Genomic DNA, 20,594 nt, shown 5'->3' with positions numbered 1-20,594 from the left:
GTTTGCGCACCTTCGCGCAGGAATGGGAGAGCGCTGATGCCGCGTCGTACCGACCTCGAGCACGTCCTGGTGATCGGCTCCGGGCCGATCGTCATCGGTCAGGCCTGCGAGTTCGACTATTCGGGCACCCAGGCCTGCCGCGTGCTGCGCAGCGAGGGCCTGCAGGTCAGCCTGGTCAACTCGAACCCGGCGACCATCATGACCGACCCGGAGTACGCCGACCACACCTACGTCGAGCCCATCACCCCGGCGTTCGTCGAGAAGGTCATCGCCCAGCAGGCCGAGCGCGGCAACAAGATCGACGCGCTGCTGGCCACCCTCGGCGGGCAGACCGCGTTGAACACCGCGGTGGCCCTCTACGAGAACGGCGTCCTGGAGAAGTACGGCGTCGAACTGATCGGCGCGGACTTCGACGCCATCCAGCGCGGCGAGGACCGGCAGAAATTCAAGGACATCGTGGCCAAGGTGGGCGGCGAATCCGCCCGCAGCCGGGTGTGTTTCACCATGGACGAGGTCCGCGACGCGGTCGGTGACCTGGGCCTGCCCGTGGTGGTCCGGCCCAGCTTCACCATGGGCGGCCTGGGCTCCGGCATGGCGGCCAGCCTCGAGGACGTCGAGCGGATGGCCGGCGACGGGCTGGCGGCGTCCCCGTCGGCCAACGTGCTGATCGAGGAATCGATCTACGGCTGGAAGGAATACGAGCTCGAGCTGATGCGTGACGGCCGCGACAACGTCGTGGTGGTGTGCTCGATCGAGAACGTCGACCCGATGGGCGTGCACACCGGTGACTCGGTCACCGTCGCCCCCGCGATGACGCTGACCGATCGCGAGTACCAGGTCATGCGCGACCTGGGCATCGCGATCCTGCGCGAGGTCGGCGTCGACACCGGCGGCTGCAACATCCAGTTCGCGGTCGACCCGCGCGACGGCCGGTTGATCGTCATCGAGATGAATCCCCGGGTGTCGCGGTCCAGCGCGCTGGCGTCGAAGGCCACCGGCTTCCCGATCGCCAAGATCGCCGCCAAGCTGGCCATCGGCTACACCCTCGACGAGATCGTCAACGACATCACCAAGGAAACCCCGGCCTGCTTCGAACCCACGCTGGACTACGTGGTGGTCAAGGCCCCGCGGTTCGCCTTCGAGAAGTTCCCCGGCGCCGACGCGACGCTGACCACCACCATGAAATCGGTCGGCGAGGCGATGTCGTTGGGCCGCAACTTCATCGAGGCGCTCGGCAAGGTGATGCGCTCGCTCGAGACCAAGCGGGCCGGCTTCTGGACCGGGGCGGACCCCGACGTCGGCGTCGAGGAGCTGCTGGCGCGGTTGCGGGTCCCCACCGACGGCCGGCTCTACGACATCGAACTCGCGCTGCGCAAAGGCGCGACGGTCGAACAGGTTTCGCAGGCCTCCGGCGTGGACCCCTGGTTCCTCGACCAGATCGCCGGGCTGGTCGAGCTGCGGGCGCAGCTGCTGGCCGCACCGGTGCTCGACGCGCAGCTGCTGCGCCGGGCCAAGAATCAGGGCCTGTCCGATCATCAGATCGCCTGTCTGCGTCCCGAACTGGCCGGCGAGGTCGGCGTCCGGGTGCTGCGCGAGCGCCTCGGCGTGCACCCGGTGTTCAAGACCGTGGACACCTGCGCCGCGGAATTCGAGGCCAAGACGCCGTACCACTACAGCAGCTACGAGCTCGACCCCGCGGCCGAGAGCGAGGTGGCCCCGCAGGCCGACAAGCCCAAGGTGCTGATCCTGGGCTCGGGTCCCAACCGCATCGGTCAGGGCATCGAGTTCGACTACAGCTGCGTGCACGCCGCCCAGACGCTCAGCGCCGCCGGCTTCGAGACCGTCATGGTCAACTGCAACCCGGAGACGGTGTCCACCGACTACGACACCGCCGACCGGCTCTACTTCGAGCCGCTGACCTTCGAGGATGTGCTGGAGGTCTACCACGCCGAACAGGTTTCGGGGGCCGGCGGCCCCGGTGTCGTCGGGGTGATCGTGCAACTCGGCGGGCAGACGCCGCTGGGCCTGGCCGACTCCCTCGAGCGCGCCGGCGTCCCCATCGTGGGCACCCGGCCCGAGGCCATCGACCTGGCCGAGGACCGCGGCCGGTTCGGCGAGGTGCTCGCCGCCGCGGGCCTGCCCGCACCGCGGTTCGGCACCGCCACCACCTTCGAGCAGGCCCGCACCATCGCCGCCGACATCGGCTACCCGGTGCTGGTGCGCCCGTCGTACGTGCTGGGCGGCCGCGGCATGGAGATCGTCTACGACGAGGAAACCCTGCAGGGCTACATCATGCGGGCCACCGAACTCTCGCCCGAGCATCCCGTGCTGGTCGACCGGTTCCTCGAGGACGCCATCGAGATCGACGTCGACGCGCTGTGCGACGGCACCGACGTCTATATCGGCGGCGTGATGGAGCACATCGAGGAGGCCGGCATCCACTCCGGCGACTCGGCGTGCGCGCTGCCCCCGGTCACGCTGGGGCGCACCGATATCGCCGCGGTGCGCCAGGCCACCGAGGCCATCGCCAAGGGCATCGGCGTGGTCGGCCTGCTCAACGTCCAGTACGCCCTCAAGGAGGACGTGCTGTACGTGCTCGAGGCCAATCCGCGGGCCAGCCGCACCGTGCCGTTCGTCTCCAAGGCCACCGCCGTGCCGCTGGCCAAGGCGTGCGCGCGGGTGATGCTGGGCGCCACCATCGCCGAACTGCGCGCCGAGGGGGTGCTCGCCGCCGAGGGCGACGGGGCCAGCCCGGCCCCCAACGCGCCGATCGCGGTCAAGGAGGCCGTGCTGCCGTTCAACCGGTTCCGTCAGGCCGACGGGTCGGGCGTCGACTCGCTGCTGGGGCCGGAGATGAAGTCCACCGGCGAGGTGATGGGCATCGATTCCGACTTCGGCAAGGCCTTCGCCAAGAGCCAGACCGCGGCCTACGGGTCGCTGCCGGTGCGCGGGACCATCTTCGTGTCGGTGGCCAACCGCGACAAGCGCTCGCTGGTGTTCCCGGTGAAACGGTTGGCGGATCTCGGTTTCCGGGTGCTGGCCACCGAGGGCACCGCGGAGATGCTGCGGCGGAACGGGATTCCGTGCGATGTGGTGCGGAAGAACTTCGAGGAGCCCAGCCCGGACCGCCCGGCCATGACGGCGGTCGACGCGATCCGCGCCGGCGAGATCGACCTGGTGATCAACACGCCGTACGGCAACTCCGGGCCGCGCGTGGACGGCTACGAGATCCGTTCGGCGGCAGTGCAGATGAACATCCCGTGCGTGACGACGGTGCAGGGTGCCTCGGCGGCGGTGCAGGGCATCGAGGCCGGCATCCGCGGCGACATCGGGGTGCGGTCCCTGCAGGAACTGCACGCCACGCTGGACGGCCACTGAGCATGGCCGGCTTCGGGACGCGGCTGGCCGAGGCGATCGCCGCGCGCGGGCCGCTGTGCCTGGGTATCGATCCGCATCCGGAACTGCTGGCGGCCTGGGGGCTGCCGGCCGACGCCGACGGGCTGGCCGCCTTCAGCGCCGTCTGCGTGGAGGCGTTCGCGGGCTTCGCCGTCGTCAAGCCGCAGGTCGCATTCTTCGAGGCGTACGGCGCGGCGGGCTACGCGGTCCTGGAACGCACGATCGCCGACCTGCGCGCGGCCGGGGTACTGGTGCTCGCCGACGCCAAGCGCGGCGACATCGGGACCACCATGGCCGCCTACGCCGCGGCGTGGCTGGGGGACTCGCCCCTGGCCAGCGACGCGGTGACGGCGTCGCCGTACCTGGGGTTCGGGTCGCTGCGGCCGCTGCTGGACACCGCCGAGGCCCACGGCCGCGGGGTGTTCGTACTGGCGGCCACGTCCAACCCAGAGGGTGCCAGCGTGCAGGCTGTGCGGCGTTCTGACGGCCGCACGGTGGCCCAGGGCATGGTGGACGCCGCCGCGCAGGTCAACGCGCGTGCGGCCGGCCTGGTGGGTGTTGTGGTGGGTGCGACGCTGGCCGAGGTGCCCGACGTCAGCGGGCTCGGCGGGCCGGTGCTGGTTCCCGGGGTCGGCGCCCAGGGCGGGCGGCCCGACGCGCTGGCCGGTCTGGGCGGCGCGCTGCCCGGACAATTGCTGCCCGCGGTCTCCCGCGAGGTGCTGCGCGCCGGGCCGGGGGTGGCCGAGGTCCGCGCGGCCGCAGAACGGCTTCGCGACACCGTCGCCTACCTGGCGTGACGCCGACACGCCCGCGACACGCGCGTTAACTTTCAGTTTCTTCGAAATCGGGCAGATTTCCGCTCCGAACAGCGGCATCAGGTGTCGACGCCGTCGCGGTCCAGGGCCGGCGAGCTGCCCGGAAATTGCGCTGAACAGGACTTATGAAATTGACGTCGGCGGCCGTGCGCCGGGTCGTCGGCGCCGGTCCCGGGCCCGCGGCCGGCGCCCCGGGGGCGCCGCGGACGCCCCAATACGCTGCGGCTTTGACGGAAAAACAGGGGGGTGGGGTTAGATTTCGTCAGGGAGGCTGGGTACGGTCGTCGTCGCTGGCCTGAAGTACCCGGCCAAACCAGATAGATGGCTAATGAGCAGGAGGAATCGTGGCCCTTCCCCAGTTGACCGACGAACAGCGCGCGGCAGCGTTGGAGAAGGCTGCTGCCGCACGTCGAGCCCGAGCTGAACTCAAGGATCGGCTCAAGCGCGGCGGCACCAACCTCAAGCAAGTCCTGAAGGACGCCGAGACCGACGAGGTCCTCGGCAAGATGAAGGTCTCCGCCCTGCTGGAAGCCCTGCCCAAGGTGGGCAAGGTCAAGGCCCAGGAGATCATGACCGAGCTCGAGATCGCGCCGACCCGCCGCCTGCGCGGCCTCGGCGACCGGCAGCGCAAGGCGCTGCTGGAAAAGTTCGACCCCTCCTAAGGGGGTCGTGGGCACCAGCGGGGGACCGGACGGCCGCGTGATCGTGCTGTCCGGCCCCTCCGCGGTCGGCAAGTCGACCATTGTCCGCTGCTTGCGAGATCGGGTCCCGGAGCTGTACTTCAGCGTGTCCGCCACCACCAGGGCGGCGCGCCCGGGCGAGGTCGACGGTGTCGATTATCACTTCGTCACGCCCGCGGCGTTCCAGGACCTGATCGACCGCGGTGAACTTCTCGAATGGGCCGACATCCACGGCGGGCTGCACCGCTCCGGGACGCCCGCCGAACCGGTCCGCGCGGCCATGCAGGCCGGGCGGCCGGTCCTGATCGAGGTCGACCTGGCCGGGGCACGGGCGGTCAAGCAGACGCTGCCGGCGGCCACCTCGGTGTTCTTGGCGCCGCCAAGCTGGGCCGTACTCGAGTCCCGACTGGTCGGGCGGGGCACCGAATCGGCCGAGGTCATAGCGCGCCGCCTGGCCACCGCGCGCGAGGAAATCGCCGCTCAGGGCGACTTCGATGCGGTGGTGGTCAACAGCGAATTGGAAACGGCCTGCGCCGAATTGGTATCCTTGCTGGTAACGCGCCCTTGAGATCAACATTTTGAGAACAAATCTTTCGAGAATTTGCTTTCAGCAACCGCCAGGAGAGTTTTTCAGTGACTAACACGCACGCCGACACCCTGACCGCCACCGACGCGGTCGACACCGCGGGATTCGGCGCCTACGACACGCCGTTGGGCATCACCAACCCGCCCATCGATGAGTTGCTGGAGCGGGTGTCGAGCAAGTACGCGCTGGTGATCTACGCCGCCAAGCGCGCCCGGCAGATCAACGACTACTACAACCAGCTCGGCGACGGCATCCTCGAGTACGTCGGCCCGCTGGTGGAGCCGGGCCTGCAGGAGAAGCCGCTGTCGATCGCGATGCGCGAGATCCACGGCGATCTGCTCGAGCACACCGAAGGCGAGTAGCGAGCAGCGCCCCCGAGATGGCTGCCAAACGGATCGTCGTCGGTGTAGCCGGCGGAATCGCGGCCTATAAGGCCTGTTCAGTAATTCGCCAGCTGTCCGAGGCCGGTCATCAGGTCCGCGTCGTTCCCACCGAATCCGCGCTGCAGTTCGTCGGGGCCGCCACCTTCGAGGCGCTGTCCGGGCAGCCGGTGCGCACGGGGGTCTTCGAGGATGTGCCCGAGGTCCCGCACGTCCGCATCGGGCAGCAGGCCGACCTGATCGTCGTCGCCCCGGCCACCGCCGATCTGCTGGCCCGGGCCGTCGCGGGCCGCGCCGATGATCTGCTGACCGCGACGTTGCTGACGGTGCGGTGTCCGGTGCTGTTCGCCCCGGCGATGCACACCGAGATGTGGCAGCACCCGGCCACCGTCGCCAACGTGGCCACGCTGCGCGCGCGCGGCGCCGTGGTGCTCGAACCGGCCGCCGGCCGACTCACCGGCGCCGACACCGGCCCCGGGCGACTCCCCGAACCCGACGAGATCACCACCTTCGCCGAACTGCTGCTGGCGCGCGGCGACGCGCTGCCGCACGACCTGTCGGGAACCCGCATCCTGGTGACCGCCGGCGGCACCCGGGAACCGCTGGACCCGGTGCGTTTCATCGGCAACCGCAGCTCCGGCAAGCAGGGCTACGCGGTGGCCCGGGTCGCCGCCCAGCGCGGCGCGGAGGTCACCCTGATCGCCGGCAACACCGCCGGCCTGGCCGACCCCGCGGGCGTCGAGGTGGTCCGCATCGGATCGGCCGCCCAACTGCGCGACGCGGTCTCCAAGCACGCCCCCGAGGCCAACGTCCTGGTGATGGCCGCCGCGGTCGCCGACTTCCGGCCCGCCTCGGTGTCGGCCGCCAAGATCAAGAAGGGCAGCGACTCGGAACCGAGTTCGATCGACCTGATCCGCAACGACGACGTGTTGGCCGCCACCGTGCGGGCCCGCACCGACGGCCAGTTGCCAAACATGCACACCATCGTCGGGTTCGCCGCCGAGACCGGTGACGCCAACGGCGACGTGCTGTTCCACGCGCGGGCGAAACTGCAGCGCAAGGGCTGCGATCTGCTGGTCGTCAACGCGGTCGGCGAGGGCCGCGCGTTCGAGGTCGACAGCAACGACGGCTGGTTGCTGGCCGCCGACGGCACCGAGGTGGCGCTGGAGCACGGGTCGAAGACGTTGATGGCGAGTCGTATCGTTGACTCGATCGCGGCGTTGGTCGGGGACCGATAATCCGCGAATCGCTGCCCTCAGCGTGCGCCGAAAGGTTGCGTCGCGGGCGGGATAAGCTTCGATGAACTAAACGATTTGGACCAGCAGTTGGGCCAGAAGGGCGGAAACGTGAGCGGTAAGAGTCGGCTGTTTACCAGTGAGTCGGTGACCGAGGGACATCCCGACAAGATCTGTGACGCGATCAGCGACTCGGTGCTCGACTCGTTGCTGCGCCAGGATCCCAGGTCGCGCGTCGCGGTCGAGACGCTGGTCACCACCGGCCAGGTGCACGTCGTCGGCGAGGTCACCACGACCGCCAAGGAGGCGTTCGCCGACATCACCCAGACCGTGCGGGAGCGCATCCTCGACATCGGCTACGACTCCTCGGAGAAGGGCTTCGACGGCGCGTCCTGCGGCGTCAACATCGGCATCGGCGCCCAGTCGCCGGACATCGCCCAGGGCGTCGACACCGCCCACGAGGCCCGCGTCGAGGGCGCCGGCGACCCGCTGGACGCCCAGGGCGCCGGTGATCAGGGGCTGATGTTCGGCTATGCCATCAAGGACACCCCCGAGTTGATGCCGCTGCCGATCGCGCTGGCGCACCGGCTGTCGCGTCGGCTGACCGAGGTCCGCAAGAGCGGCGTGCTGGACTACCTGCGCCCCGACGGCAAGACCCAGGTCACCGTCCAGTACGACGGGACCACCCCGGTCCGGCTCGACACCGTGGTGCTGTCCACGCAGCACGCCGCCGGCATCGACCTGGACGGGACGCTGACCCCGGACATCCGGGAGAAGGTCGTCAACACCGTGCTCGCGGATCTCAACCACGACACCCTGGACACCTCCGATTTCCGGCTGCTGGTCAACCCGACCGGAAAGTTCGTCCTCGGCGGTCCGATGGGCGACGCCGGCCTCACCGGCCGCAAGATCATCGTCGACACCTACGGCGGCTGGGCCCGCCACGGCGGGGGCGCCTTCTCGGGCAAGGACCCGTCCAAGGTGGATCGCTCCGCGGCGTACGCGATGCGTTGGGTGGCCAAGAACGTGGTGGCCGCGGGTCTGGCCGAGCGGGTCGAGGTGCAGGTCGCCTACGCCATCGGCAAGGCCGCCCCGGTGGGCCTGTTCGTCGAGACGTTCGGGACCGAGACCGTGGACCCGGCCCGCATCGAGAAGGCCATCACCAGCGTCTTCGACCTGCGGCCCGGCGCGCTGATCCGCGACCTGGATCTGCTGCGGCCCATCTACGCGCAGACCGCGGCCTACGGGCACTTCGGTCGCACGGACATCGAGTTGCCCTGGGAGCAGACTGACAAGGTCGAGGACCTCAAGGCCAGCGTCTGACTCAACCGGTGAACGCGTAGTCGTCGAGATCGAACCGGCGACTGCGCACATCGGCCTCGAACGTCGTCGCCGGCCGCAGCGGCACGTCGCCGTTCTTGTCGAAGTAGTAGCTGTTGGCCTGCGCGCAGCTGTCCTGCCAGAAGATCTGCCGGTGCCGCTTGCGCATCATCTCGGCGAAGTAGCGGGCGTTGGCCTCGGGGCGCACCTCGACGCGGGTGGCGCCGTCGTCCCGCGCCCGCCGCAGGCACCGCACGATGTGCCGGGTCTGGGTCTCGATGAGCGCGAAGAACGACGAGCCGACATATCCGTAGGGTCCGCACACGCAGAAGAAGTTGGGGAAGCCCGGCACGCTGACGCCCTCGTAGGCCTGCATCCGGTTGGCGCTCCAGAATTGCGACAGCGTGATCCCGTCCGGGCCGGTCAGCGCGAACGAGTCGCTGTCGACGTCCATCACCTTGAACCCGGTCGCCAGGATCAGCACATCGATCTCGTGGTCCGCGCCGCCCGCGGTGGACACCCCGGCCGCGGTGATCCGCTCGATGGGGTCGGTCACCAATTCGACGTTGTCGCGGTTGAACGTCGACAGATAGCTGTTGTGGAAGCCGGGGCGCTTGCAGCCCACCGCATAGCGCGGCGTGAGTTTGTCGCGCACCACCGGATCGTCGACCTGGCTGCGCAGATACGCCCGCCCGGCGGCTTCGGCGCGCGCGGCCATCGGGAACAGCGTGTGGTATTGGGCCGACAGCGGAAAGGTCACCTCGACGAGGGCCTGGCTCAGCACCCGGCCCACCAGCTTGCCGCCCGGGACCCGCATCGCCAGCCGCGCGGCCCAGGGGAGCGGCAGGTCCACCTTCGGGAAACACCAGATGGGTGTGCGCTGAAACACCGTGAGGCGCTGGACGATCGGGGCGATCTCGGGAATCACCTGGACCGCTGAGGCGCCCGTGCCGATGATCCCCACGCGTCGGTCCGCGAGTCGCACGTCGTGGTCCCACCGCGCGGTGTGCAGTGTGGGTCCGGCGAAGCTGTCCACCCCCTCGATGTCGGGCAGCTTGGGTTCGTTGAGCACCCCGGCGGCGTTGATCAGGTAGCGCGCGGTGAGCTCGCCGGAGTCGGTGCTGACCCGCCACAGGTTGTCCCGGGCGTCGAAGGCGGCCCCGGTGACGGTGGTGCCGAACCGCATCCGGTCGCCGATGCCGTACTTGGCCACGCAGTGCTCGGCGTAGGACTTGAGCTCGGCGCCGGGCGCGTAGGTGCGGGTCCAGTCCGGGCTCTGCTCGAAGGAGAACTGATACGAGAACGACGGGATGTCCACGCCGATACCGGGATAGGTGTTCCAGTGCCAGGTACCGCCGGGCTCGGGACCGGCCTCGACGATCAGGTAGTCGGACAGGCCGGCCCGGTCGAGTGCGATCGCGGTGCCGATCCCGGAGAAACCGGCGCCGATGATCAGCGTCTGGTGGTCGGGTTGGTGGCCCATGTCCCGACTCTAGGCGTGCAGTGCGGCCCTCAGGGCGGCCAATCCGCGATCCATCGCCGCGGTGGTCGCCGGCACCACCCCGGCGTAGCCGAGGTAGCCGTGGATCAGCGTCTCGGCGTGATCGACGGTGACGGCGACGCCGGCCTTGTCCAGCTGTTCGCCGTAGCTGATGCCGTCATCGCGCAGCGGGTCGTGGCCGGCCACGGCGATGTAGGCCGGCGCCAACCCGGTCAGGTTGGCGGCGCGGCTCGGCGCCAGCGTGGCGGGCAGCGCCGACAGATCGGACAGGTCGAGATCCGGGGCGTACCAGGCGCTGAACCCGGCGATGGCCTCGAGGTCCAGGATCGGCGCCTGCGCGTTCTCGGTGTAGGAGGCCAGCGTGGTGTCCCAGGTGATCGCCGGGTACCACAGCAGCTGGAAGCGCAGCTCCGGTCCGCCGGCGTCGCGGGCCAGCTGGGCCAGCACCGCCGCGAGGTTGCCGCCGGCCGAATCGCCGGCCACCGCCAGCCGCCGCGGATCGCCGCCGAACTCGTCGGCGTGCCCGGCGATCCACTGCAGCACGGCCCAGGCGTCGTCGACCGCGGCCGGGTACGGGTGCTCGGGGGCCAGCCGGTAGTCGACGGCGACGACGATCGCGTCGGTCCCGACGACATGCTGGCGCGCGGTCCCGTCGTGGGTCTCGAGGTCGCCGGCGGCGAACCCGCCGCCGTGCAGGAACAGCACCACCGGCGCCGGGCCCGAATGTTCCGGGGGCCAGTAGATCCGGATCGGGATGGGCCCGGCCGCACTGTCGACCTTGCGGTCCTCGGCGCGCACCTCCGGGTGCAGCGGCGCGCGCGGCAGATCCCGCAGGGCCTTGCGGGCCGCCTCGGGGCCGTCGGCGGGGGACAGGCGGAAGGGAACCGCCTCGAGGACCTGCTGCAGGATGGGGTCGATGCTCGCCATCGACTCAACCTAGCGGTAGCCGTCGGCTACCTTCGCAGAGTGGTATCCCCCTCCTCGGTGACACGCGCGCCGCAAACCCGGCTGTGGATCGCCGGCGTGGTGGTCGGCGCCGCCTACGGAATCTTCCTGCTGATCGCCGCGCTGCGCCTGCCCGCGGGCGCCGACCTGACCGGCCAGTTCTGGGCTCAGCCGGTGGTCAAGGCCGCGATGGCGCTGCTGTTGGCCGCGGCCGCGCTGAGCCACCCGCGGGTGCGCGAACGGCGCTGGCTACTGGGCGCGCTGCTGTTCTCGGCGCTGGGCGATCTCCTGCTGGCCATGCCGTGGTGGGAGCCGTCCTTCGTGGGTGGCCTCGGCGCGTTCCTGGTGGCGCATCTGTGTTATCTGGGCGCGTTGGTCCCGCTGGTCCGGGTCACGCCCGGGCGCGCCGGCGCCGCGGGGGTGGTGGTGCTCGCCTGCGCGGCGCTGCTGATCTGGTTCTGGCCGCACCTGGCGGTCGACGGGCTGACCGTGCCGGTGACGCTGTACATCGCGGTGCTCGGCGCCATGGTGTGCGCGGCCCTGCTGGCGCAGCTGCCCACCTGGTGGACGGCCGCGGGCGCGGTGTGCTTCGCGGTCTCGGACTCGATGATCGGGATCAGCGAGTTCATCCGGCACGACCAACTGCTCGCGGTGCCGATCTGGTGGGCCTACGCACTGTCCCAGGTGCTGATCACCGCGGGCTTCTTCTTCGGCCGCCCGTCCCCACCGTGACCGCCGAACGCAAGGCCGCCGAGCATGAGCCGATCGCTCGCGTGCTGCCGATGCTCACGGTGCCGCACCTGGATCGCGAGTTCGACTACCTGGTGCGCGAGGAACAGTCCGACGACGCCCAGCCCGGGGTCCGGGTCCGCGTCCGGTTCCACGGCCGGTTGGTCGACGCGTTCGTGCTCGAACGACGTTGGAACACCGACCATGAGGGCAAGCTCGGCTGGCTGGATCGGGTGGTGTCGCCCGAACGGGTGCTCACCCCGGAGGTGCGGCGGCTGGCCGATGCGGTCTCGGCGCGTTACGCGGGTACCCGGGCCGACGTGTTGCGCCTGGCGATCCCGCCGCGCCACGCCCGGGTGGAGAAGGAGACCGCGGCGGTGCCACCCCCCTTCGAGGCGACCGCGCCGGACGCCGCGGCCTGGGCGGGCTACGCCGGCGGTCCGGCCTTCCTGACCGCGCTCGAGGAGGCCCGCGCGGTGCGTGCGGTGTGGCAGGCCCTGCCCGGCGAGTCGTGGACCGACCGGATCGTCGACATGGCCGCGGCCACGCTGCGCGGCGGCCGCCGGGTCCTGGCGGTGGTCCCGGATCAGCGGGACGTGGATGCGTTGTCGCACAGCGCCGTCGCGCGCTGCGGCCCCGACGCGGTGGTCGCGCTGTCGGCGGGGCTGGGGCCCACCGCACGCTATCGGCGCTGGCTGTCGGTACTGCGCGGCGGGGCCCACTTCGTGATCGGCACCCGCAGCGCGGTGTTCGCGCCGGTGCACGATCTGGGTCTGGTCGTGGTGTGGGACGACGGCGACGACACGCTGGCCGAACCGCGGGCACCGTACCCGCACGCCCGCGAGGTGGCGATGCTGCGCGCGCATCAGTTGCGCTGCGGCGCAGTGATCGGCGGGTTCGCGCGCACCGCCGAGGCGCAGGCGCTGGTGCGCAGCGGCTGGGCGCACGACCTGGTGGCGTCGCGGCCGGTGCTGCGCGAGCGGGCCCCGCGGGTGGTCGCCCTCGACGACGACGGCTTCGAACAGGAACGCGACCCGGCGGCGCGCACCGCCCGACTGCCGTCGGTGGCGCTGCGGGCCGCCCGCACCGCGCTGCAAGCCGAGCAGCCGGTGCTGGTGCAGGTGCCGCGGCGCGGATATGTGCCCTCGCTGGCGTGTGCGCGATGCCGCACCGTCGCGCGCTGTCGACACTGCACCGGGCCGCTGTCGCTGACCGAACGCCGGGCGGTCGGCGCCGAATGCCGATGGTGCGGGCGCGTCGACCCGAGCCTGCGCTGCGTGCGGTGCGGTTCGGATGCGGTGCGGGCGGTCGTCATCGGCGCCCGGCGCACCGCCGAGGAGTTCGGCCGCGCGTTCCCCGGGGTCCCGGTGATCACGTCCTCGGGCGAACACATGGTCGACACGGTCGACTCCGGGGCCGGCCTGGTGATCGCGACGCCCGGCGCCGAACCGGTGGCCGACGGCGGATACGGGGCGGCCCTGTTGCTCGACGGCTGGGCGCTGCTGGGTCGGCAGGACCTGCGCGCGGCCGAGGACACCCTGCGCCGCTGGCTGGCCGCGGCGGCGCTGGTCCGCCCGCACCGCGACGGCGGGACGGTGGTGGCCGTCGCCGAGGCCGCGATCCCCACCGTGCAGATGCTGATCCGGTGGGATCCGGTCGGGGCCGCCGAGGCCGAACTCGACGAACGCGCCGAGGTGGGGCTGCCACCCAGCGTGCACATGGCCGCCCTCGACGGCACCTCCGACGGGGTGGCGGCGTTGCTGGCCGAGGCCGGGATTCCCGGTTCGGCCCTTGGCTCGGCTCTTGGATCGGCGGATGTGCTCGGACCCGTCGAACTGCCGGTGGGTGCGCGCCGACCGCCCGGACTGGACCCGAGCGCCGAGGTGGTTCGGATGCTCGTGCGGGTGGGCCGCGATCAGGGGTTGGCGTTGGCCTCGGCGCTGCGCGGGGCCACCGCGGTGCTCAGCGCCCGTCGCGAACACGATCCGGTTCGGGTGCAGATCGACCCGCTGCATTTCGGTTGAGCGCATAAGGTATTACCGGCCAAGCGGACGCGGAGAACGCGGGGGACTGTCATGGGTTGGTTCGGCCGAGGTCTCCGTTGGCTCACCGCAGCGATCGTCGTCGCCCTGGCGGTGCTGTGGCCGTTGGTGTTCACCGGGGAGTCCACCGGGGCCCCGGCCTCGGATCCGGTCACCATCACCGACTACCGCGCGGACTACCATGTCGACGCCGACGGGAACCTGGACGCGACCGAGACCATCACCGCGCGCTTCCCGGGGGACCGGCACGGCATCTTCCGCTACTGGGACGTGACCAACCCGAACAGCCCCCGGGTGCGGCAGGAGCCGACCATCACCTCGATCCGGATGGACGACGGCGAGATTCCCTACGAGTTGCAGTGGTCGGGCCGAGATCGCTTCCGGGTGGCCAAGATCGGCGACCCCGACCGCTACCTGGACTACGGCGAGCACGTCTTCGAGATCCGCTACACGGTGCCCGGTGTCCTCGACCCGGGCGATACCGGGGCGCAGTTCTACTGGAACGTGATCGCGCCGGGCTGGGACAACGTCATCGAACGCGCCGAGATCACCGTCACCCTGCCGGCCGCCGTGACCGGGGTGCAGTGCTGGGTCGGCCGGGGCACCGGCACCGGCACCCCCTGCCCGGGAATCCACGCCGACGCGACGAGGCTCACCATCCTCGCGGCGGGTTTGGCGCCCCGCACACCGGTGACCGTGCGGGCCGGGTGGACATGGCGGCGCCGGCGCGCACCGAATTGCCCTGGTCCTATCGCTGGGATCCGATCCTCGGCCGCTCCGTGCCGGGCGTGCTCGCGGTGGTGGGGCTGACGGTGCTGGCCGGGGCGGGCGCGGTCCTGATGTACCGCCGCACCGTCGAGCCGTCGCCGGGGTTCCCCCTGCAGTACGCCCCGCCGCCGGGCCTGAGTCCCGTGCAGTCCGAGTACATCCGCACCGAGGCGGTGAGCCGGAATGCGTTGACCGCCACGCTGTTCTACCTCGCCGAGCGCGGGCTGATCGAGATGCACCAGCACGGTGAGAAGAAGTGGTCGATCCGCAACGTCGCCCGCGCCCAGGACTGGGCCGACCTCGACCCGGCCAGCAAGGCCGTGGCTTCGGCCCTGAAGATCGATCGCGCGGGCGCGGAGTTCAAGGCCCACGGGACGGTGTCGGCGGGCAAGCGGCTCTCGCAGGCCAAGACCGATCTCGACGAGGCACTGCGGGCCTGGGGATTCGACGCGGGCCTGCTGGTGTCCCGGCCCTCGGAACACTGGGTGCGCGTCGCCAACCTGGTGGCGCTGCTCTGCGCGGGGCTGGCCACCTTGCGGTGGATCTTCCCGGCCACGATGTGGGTGGTGCCGTTCGCGGTCTTCTTCGTCCTGTCGGCCCGGTCCTGGCGCGCCGGCACCGGAACCCGGCGCACCGCCGCCGGCCGCGAATTATGGTCGCACGCGGGCGGTTTCCATCGCGTGTTGGTCACCGACTCGGCCGAGGCCCGATTCGATTTCGCCGCGCGCAAGGACCTCTACACCGCCTATCTGCCGTTCGCGGTGGCCGCCGGCGCGGCGGCGTTGTGGGCGCAGAAATACCAGGCGGCCACGGGCGCCGCGGCGCCGGCCCCCACCTGGTATCACTCCTCGGACTCCGGCCAGTCGTTCTCGGCAGGTTCGGGATCGGCCGGTTTTGATAGTTTCGAGTCGGCGTTGTCGTCGTCCATCGGCGCCTACACCGCCTCCCAGTCGTCCTCGAGCAGCAGCGGCGGCGGAGGCGGGGGAGGTGGCGGCGGCGGCGGAGGTGGAGGAGGCGGGTCATGGTGACGTTCGTGCTGGCCCTGGCGCTGCTGGTGGCCGTCGGCGTTCTGCTCACCTTCGTGGTCGGCTACAACAAGCTGCGGGCGGCCGACGTCCGGGTCGACGAGGCCCTGGGCGGTATCGACGTGGAACTGACCCGACGGGCGGCGCTGCTGCCGGCGCTGGTCAGCACGGTGGGTGCGGTCGCCCAGCACGAGCGGGCGACCCTGGAGCGCGTGACCGCCGCGCGCGCCGCGCTCACCTCGGCGACCGCCGGGGCCTCGGTGGCCCAGCGCAGCGCCGCCGAGCGGCAACTCAATCGCGCGCTGGGCCAGGTGCTGAAGGTGGGAGCCGGTCACCCGCAGCTGAATTCGTCGAACAACTTCCTGCACCTGCAGCAGACCCTGGCCGACACCGAGGACAAGCTCGCGTTCGCCCGCCAGTACTACAACGACGCGGTCGCGACCCTGAACCGGACCATCGGCACCATCCCGTGGATGTTGGTCGCCGGTTCGGCGGGCGTGACCGAGCGCGATTACTACCAGGACGAGCCCTAGACTGACCGGATGCGTTTGGTGTTTGCCGGCACGCCCACGCCGGCGTTGCCCTCGTTGCGTCGGCTGATCGCCTCGCCGCGCCACGAGGTGGTCGCGGTCCTCACGCGACCCGACGCCGTCTCCGGTCGGCGCGGCAAGCCGACCCCGTCGCCGGTCGCCGCGCTGGCCGCCGAGCACGGCATCCCGGTGCTCAAACCGGCCCGTCCCAATTCCGCGGAGTTCGTCGCCGAACTCGTCGAGTTGGGCCCCGAATGCTGCCCGGTGGTGGCCTACGGCGCGTTACTGGGCGAGCCGCTGTTGGCGGTCCCCCCGAGGGGTTGGGTGAACCTGCACTTTTCGGTGCTGCCCGCCTGGCGGGGTGCGGCGCCGGTGCAGGCCGCCATCGCCGCCGGCGATACCGTCACGGGCGCGACGACTTTCGAGATCGAACCGGCGCTGGACAGCGGACCGGTCTACGGCGTGGTCACCGAGACCATCCGCGGCGACGACACCGCCGGCGACCTGCTGGAGCGGCTGGCGGAGTCCGGGGCCGGCCTGCTCGAGGCCACCCTCGACGGGATCGCCGACGGCGCCCTGACCGCGGTGCCGCAGGCCTCCGAAGGGGTCAGCCTGGCGCCGAAGATCACAGTCGAGAGCGCCCGGGTCCGCTGGACGCTGCCGGCCCACGTGGTCGACCGCCAGATCCGTTCGGTGACACCGAATCCGGGGGCCTGGACCATGATCGGCGAGCTGCGCGTCAAGCTCGGCGCCGTGTCGGTGGTCGACGCCGACGCGCTGCAGCCGGGGCAGATCCGGGTCGAACGCAACCGCGTGCTCGTCGGAACCAGTTCGCAGCCCGTGCAATTGGGTTCGGTGCAGCCGCCGGGCAAGAAGCCGATGGCCGCGGCCGACTGGGCGCGCGGGGCCCGGCTGACGGAAGCGACCGCGACATGAACGACCGCCGCCCACCCCGCCGCGGCCGCTCGGCGCGCCGCCCGCTGGATCCCGCCCGCCGCGCCGCGTTCGACGTGCTGCGCGCGGTGTCCGAACGCGACGCCTACGCCAACCTCGCATTGCCGGCCCTGCTCGCCGAGCGCGGGATCACCGGCCGGGACGCCGCCTTCGCCACCGAACTGACCTACGGCACCTGCCGCAGCCGCGGCCTGCTCGACGCGGTGATCGCCGCCGCGGCGAACCGGCCCGTGGAGCGGATCGACCCGGTGTTACTCGAACTGCTCCGCCTCGGCGCCTATCAGTTGCTGCGCACCCGCGTCGAACCGCACGCCGCGGTGTCCACCACCGTCGAACAGGCAGGTATCGAATTCGATTCCGCCCGCGCGGGATTCGTCAACGGCGTGTTACGCACCATCACCGCCAAGGATGAGGCCGGCTGGGTGGCCGAGCTGGCGCCGGCGGCGACGACCGACCCCATCGGGCACCTGGCCTTCGCGCAATCGCATCCGCGCTGGATCGCCCAGGCGTTCTCCGACGCCCTGGGGGCGCGGGCCGGTGAACTCGAGGCGCTGCTGGTCAGCGACAACCAGCGTCCCGGTGTACACCTGGCGGCCCGCCCCGGCGTCCTGACCGCCGCGGAGCTGGCCGCCGCCGTCGACGGCGAGATCGGCAGCTACTCCCCGTATGCGGTGCACCTGCCCGGCGGCGACCCCGGTGCGCTGGCCCCGATCCGCGACGGCCAGGCGCTGGTCCAGGACGAGGGCAGCCAGTTGGTGGCCCGCGCGCTGACCCTGGCCCCGATCGACGGTCCCGACCAGGGGCGCTGGCTGGATCTGTGCGCCGGCCCGGGTGGTAAGACCGCCCTGCTGGCCGCCCTGGCCGCGCAGCGGGGGGCCGCGGTCACCGCAGTGGAACCGGCGCCGCGCCGGGCCGAACTGGTCGAGCAGAACACCCGTGGCCTGGACGTGGAGGTGCTGCGGGTCGACGGTCGCGATCCGGGCCTGCAGCCCGGCTTCGACCGGGTGCTCGTGGACGCGCCCTGCACCGGGCTCGGCGCGTTGCGGCGCCGCCCGGAGGCGCGGTGGCGCCGGCAGCCCAACGACATCCCCGAGCTGACCAAGTTGCAGCGCGAACTGCTCGCCTCGGCGATCGCGCTGACCCGCCCGGGCGGGGTGGTGCTCTACGCGACCTGTTCACCGCATCTGGCCGAGACCGCCGGGATCGTCGCCGACGCGCTGCGCCGGCAGCCGGTCGTCGGCCTCGATACCCGCGAGCTCTTCGCGCCGGTGCAGGATCTGGACGCCGGTGGCGCGGCAGCCGGCGCCGTGCAGCTGTGGCCGCACCGGCACGGCACCGATGCGATGTTCGCCGCCGCGCTGCGCCGGACCGAGTAGCTTGTCCCTGCCCGGTCGCCGGGGTGAAATCTCCCCGGGTGCAAGGGTTTTCGACGACAATTCACGCGCTGGGCGGAAGCCCGCGCCCTGACCGCGCTGATCGGGCGGTACCTGCTGGTCAGCCCGGTCCGAGGAAGGGGACCTCACCAAGTATTGTTAGGCTAACCTATTATGGTTCGGGACGGCTCGGGCCGATCTCCCGCACTCGAGAGGTGACAATACTCAATGACCGATTCGATAAGCCGACGGTCTTTCCTGGGGACGGGGCTGGTGTTGCTCACCGGAGTGGGCGCGGCTGTGTCCGGTTGTGCCACCGAGGAATCCCCGCAGCGCGAGGTGCGCTCGCTGCCGGACCCGATGGTGACCGAAGACTACGTCGTCTATCAGGATCTGGCGTACGCGGCGCCGGTGGGCGAGGGACACCTGCTGGACTTGTATATGCCGCACGACGCCACGTGGTCGGTTCCGGTCGTGATACATCAACTCGGGTCGGCATTCCGCAGTGATGACTCCAAGGGGGAGGCGTTGGCCGCTGAAGCCCCACCCGCCCCGCCGGTCCCGCCGCCGCCGGCGGATCCAGCGTTGCCGGATGCGCCGATCGCACCCGCCGAGTTGAGCGGCATGGTCGGCCCGCGCGAGATCGCGCGCAAATGGGTCCGGCACGGTTATGCCGTTGTCGGGCTCAATGTTAGGAACAGCAGCCAGACAAAATTTCCCGGACAGTTGCACGATGTCAAGGCCGCCATCCGATTCCTGCGAGCGAACGCGGGCGCCTACGGCCTGGATTCGACGCGATTCGCGATCATGGGAAGCAGCAGCGGCGCATGGGTCGCGACGATGGCGGCACTGACCGCGGACATCCCGGAGTTCGAGGGCGATCTCGGCAATCCCGGCTGGTCCAGTGCGGTCCGTGCCGTGATCGATCTCTACGGTCCGACCGACTTTCTGGCGATGGACAGTCACGCGCTGCCCGGCGAGGCCACCCATGACGCCGCCGACTCGCCGGAATCCGAGCTCATGGGTTTCCCGATCCAGTCCGATCCGGCGGCGGTCGCCGCGGCCAACCCGGCGCGCTATGTCCACGCGGACAGCCCACCGGCCTACATCGTGCACGGCGCCGCCGACCCGTACGTGCCGGTCAATCAGTCCGAGATCCTGTTCGACGCCTATATGCGGGCCGGCGGCACCGCGTCACTGACGGTGGTGCCGGGGGTCGGGCACACCGACGCCTATCTGGATAGTCCCGGGCACTCCCAGGGACGTACGGTCCGGGCAACGGCCAACGGGGTCACGACGACGTCGGACGGACCTGCTCCCACCTTCCATTCCCTGCTGGAGTTTCTCGACACCAACCTGCGCGTCGATCGACCCGTAGGTGGCTCGGGAACACCCGGCTGACGGTGCCCCAGCGTGCTCTGGCAACTCGGAAGGATCCCACAGTGAATTGGAGCCGGTGGTGGGGGCCACGCTCGGTCCGGCCGGCCCGCGGGGCGATCCACCGTCAACTTGCGGCCGTTCTACTGGCGGCAGCGCTGTGCGGCTGCGCCGCCGAAGCACCGGTCGGACAGGCCGAATCATCGGACCAGACAGTGCTTTTCGCCGACGAATTCGATGGCCCGGCCGGTGCCCTGCCCGGCGGGCAATGGCATTACGCCAAGGGCGGCGGCGGCTGGGGCAACAAGGAGCTGCAGACCTATACCGACAATCCGGAGAACGTCAGCCTCGACGGGAACGGCCACCTGGTCATCACCGCGCTGCTCGATGGTCCCGAGGGGATCACCTCGGCGCGGCTGATGACGGAAGGCAGCTTCGAGTTCACCCACGGCCGCGCCGAGGCGCGGATCGCGCTTCCCGCGGGCACGGGACTGCACCCGGCGTTCTGGTTGCTCGGCAGCAACGTCGATGACGTCAGTTGGCCGGAGTGCGGCGAGATCGACGTGATCGAAACCATCAACCTCGCCACGGACTATCACACCGGAATCCATGCACCCAGCGCCGAGTCGGAGCGAGGACAGGAGATTGCGAAGTCCGGTGCGGTGCCGTTCCCGCTGGCGGGACAGTTCCGCACCTACTGGGTGGAGCGTAGCCCCGGCAAGATCGTCACCGGCATCGATGACCGGACGCTGTTCACCGTGAAGCCGGCGGACCTGGCCGCCAAGGGTGACTGGGTGTTCGACGATCCGTTCTTCCTGGTGCTGAACCTTGCGGTGGGCAGCGATTGGTCCGGACCTCCGGACGATTCCACGCCGAATCCGTCACGGATGGTGGTGGATTGGGTCAGGGTGACCGCCCATCCGTCCGGCCGATGATCC

General features: G+C 70.8%; 16 protein-coding genes and 1 pseudogene. 15 read left to right on the top strand and 2 right to left on the bottom strand.

The annotated features are described in order from the left end of the window. Window positions 1-36: 36 nt before the first annotated feature. The 7 genes from carB (at window position 37) to metK (ending at window position 8,415) form a co-directional block, all read left to right on the top strand. Window positions 37-3,378 (top strand): carbamoyl-phosphate synthase large subunit, encoded by a 3,342-nt coding sequence (gene carB, locus EL338_RS13385; RefSeq protein ID WP_126334196.1) that lies wholly within the window; start codon window positions 37-39, stop codon window positions 3,376-3,378. A 2-nt stretch (window positions 3,379-3,380) separates the two neighbouring features. After that, on the top strand, window positions 3,381-4,193 hold the full coding sequence (gene pyrF / locus EL338_RS13380) for an orotidine-5'-phosphate decarboxylase (protein WP_126334195.1): 813 nt from the start codon (window positions 3,381-3,383) through the stop codon (window positions 4,191-4,193). Between the two features lie 362 nt (window positions 4,194-4,555). After that, a complete protein-coding gene (gene mihF, locus EL338_RS13375) occupies window positions 4,556-4,873 on the top strand; it encodes an integration host factor, actinobacterial type (RefSeq protein WP_099022083.1) in 318 nt (105 codons plus the stop codon). A 7-nt stretch (window positions 4,874-4,880) separates the two neighbouring features. Further along, entirely contained in the window at window positions 4,881-5,459 is a 579-nt protein-coding gene (gmk, locus tag EL338_RS13370; protein ID WP_126334194.1) for a guanylate kinase, read from the top strand. Between the two features lie 65 nt (window positions 5,460-5,524). Then, on the top strand, window positions 5,525-5,839 hold the full coding sequence (gene rpoZ, locus EL338_RS13365) for a DNA-directed RNA polymerase subunit omega (RefSeq protein WP_126334193.1): 315 nt from the start codon (window positions 5,525-5,527) through the stop codon (window positions 5,837-5,839). A gap of 17 nt (window positions 5,840-5,856) precedes the next feature. Next, complete coding sequence (gene coaBC, locus EL338_RS13360; protein ID WP_126334192.1) at window positions 5,857-7,095, top strand: bifunctional phosphopantothenoylcysteine decarboxylase/phosphopantothenate--cysteine ligase CoaBC; 1,239 nt, start codon at window positions 5,857-5,859, stop codon at window positions 7,093-7,095. 108 nt (window positions 7,096-7,203) lie between these two features. After that, window positions 7,204-8,415, top strand: coding sequence for a methionine adenosyltransferase (gene metK / locus EL338_RS13355; RefSeq protein WP_126334191.1), 1,212 nt, complete (start codon window positions 7,204-7,206; stop codon window positions 8,413-8,415). 1 nt (window position 8,416) lies between these two features. On the opposite strand, the gene EL338_RS13350 is transcribed toward metK, so the two are convergent. Both EL338_RS13350 and EL338_RS13345 read right to left on the bottom strand, forming a co-directional pair. After that, on the bottom strand, window positions 8,417-9,895 hold the full coding sequence (locus EL338_RS13350) for a flavin-containing monooxygenase (RefSeq protein ID WP_126334190.1): 1,479 nt from the start codon (window positions 9,893-9,895) through the stop codon (window positions 8,417-8,419). 9 nt (window positions 9,896-9,904) lie between these two features. After that, window positions 9,905-10,840, bottom strand: a complete 936-nt coding sequence (locus tag EL338_RS13345) for an alpha/beta hydrolase (RefSeq protein WP_126334189.1) — start codon at window positions 10,838-10,840, stop codon at window positions 9,905-9,907. Between the two features lie 57 nt (window positions 10,841-10,897). Between EL338_RS13345 and EL338_RS13340 the strand changes: the two genes are divergently transcribed. The 8 genes and pseudogenes from EL338_RS13340 to EL338_RS13305 all read left to right on the top strand — a co-directional run bounded on the left by EL338_RS13340 (window position 10,898) and on the right by EL338_RS13305 (window position 20,591). After that, complete coding sequence (locus EL338_RS13340; RefSeq protein ID WP_235666137.1) at window positions 10,898-11,590, top strand: lysoplasmalogenase; 693 nt, start codon at window positions 10,898-10,900, stop codon at window positions 11,588-11,590. 50 nt (window positions 11,591-11,640) lie between these two features. After that, on the top strand, window positions 11,641-13,611 hold the full coding sequence (locus EL338_RS13335; RefSeq protein ID WP_126336849.1) for a primosomal protein N': 1,971 nt from the start codon (window positions 11,641-11,643) through the stop codon (window positions 13,609-13,611). Window positions 13,612-13,662: 51 nt separating this feature from the next. Next, window positions 13,663-15,425, top strand: a pseudogene (locus tag EL338_RS13330) (DUF2207 domain-containing protein). Next, window positions 15,419-15,955 carry a LemA family protein gene (locus EL338_RS13325; protein ID WP_126334188.1) on the top strand — a complete coding sequence of 179 codons (537 nt, stop codon included), beginning with the start codon at window positions 15,419-15,421 and terminating at the stop codon, window positions 15,953-15,955. The pseudogene EL338_RS13330 and the gene EL338_RS13325 overlap by 7 nt, the downstream one beginning before the upstream one ends. Before the next feature lie 9 nt (window positions 15,956-15,964). Continuing rightward, window positions 15,965-16,888, top strand: a complete 924-nt coding sequence (gene fmt, locus EL338_RS13320; RefSeq protein WP_126334187.1) for a methionyl-tRNA formyltransferase — start codon at window positions 15,965-15,967, stop codon at window positions 16,886-16,888. Next, window positions 16,885-18,282 carry an RsmB/NOP family class I SAM-dependent RNA methyltransferase gene (locus EL338_RS13315; protein WP_126334186.1) on the top strand — a complete coding sequence of 466 codons (1,398 nt, stop codon included), beginning with the start codon at window positions 16,885-16,887 and terminating at the stop codon, window positions 18,280-18,282. The genes fmt and EL338_RS13315 overlap by 4 nt, the downstream gene beginning before the upstream one ends. Before the next feature lie 225 nt (window positions 18,283-18,507). Next, complete coding sequence (locus EL338_RS13310; RefSeq protein ID WP_126334185.1) at window positions 18,508-19,680, top strand: alpha/beta hydrolase; 1,173 nt, start codon at window positions 18,508-18,510, stop codon at window positions 19,678-19,680. Window positions 19,681-19,775: 95 nt separating this feature from the next. Then, window positions 19,776-20,591 carry a glycoside hydrolase family 16 protein gene (locus tag EL338_RS13305; protein ID WP_179967277.1) on the top strand — a complete coding sequence of 272 codons (816 nt, stop codon included), beginning with the start codon at window positions 19,776-19,778 and terminating at the stop codon, window positions 20,589-20,591. The last annotated feature ends 3 nt before the right edge of the window (window positions 20,592-20,594 follow it).

Origin of the sequence: Mycolicibacterium chitae (assembly GCF_900637205.1) — a bacterium.
Lineage (GTDB): Bacteria > Actinomycetota > Actinomycetes > Mycobacteriales > Mycobacteriaceae > Mycobacterium > Mycobacterium chitae.
This window is presented reverse-complemented; position numbering and strand designations above follow the sequence as displayed.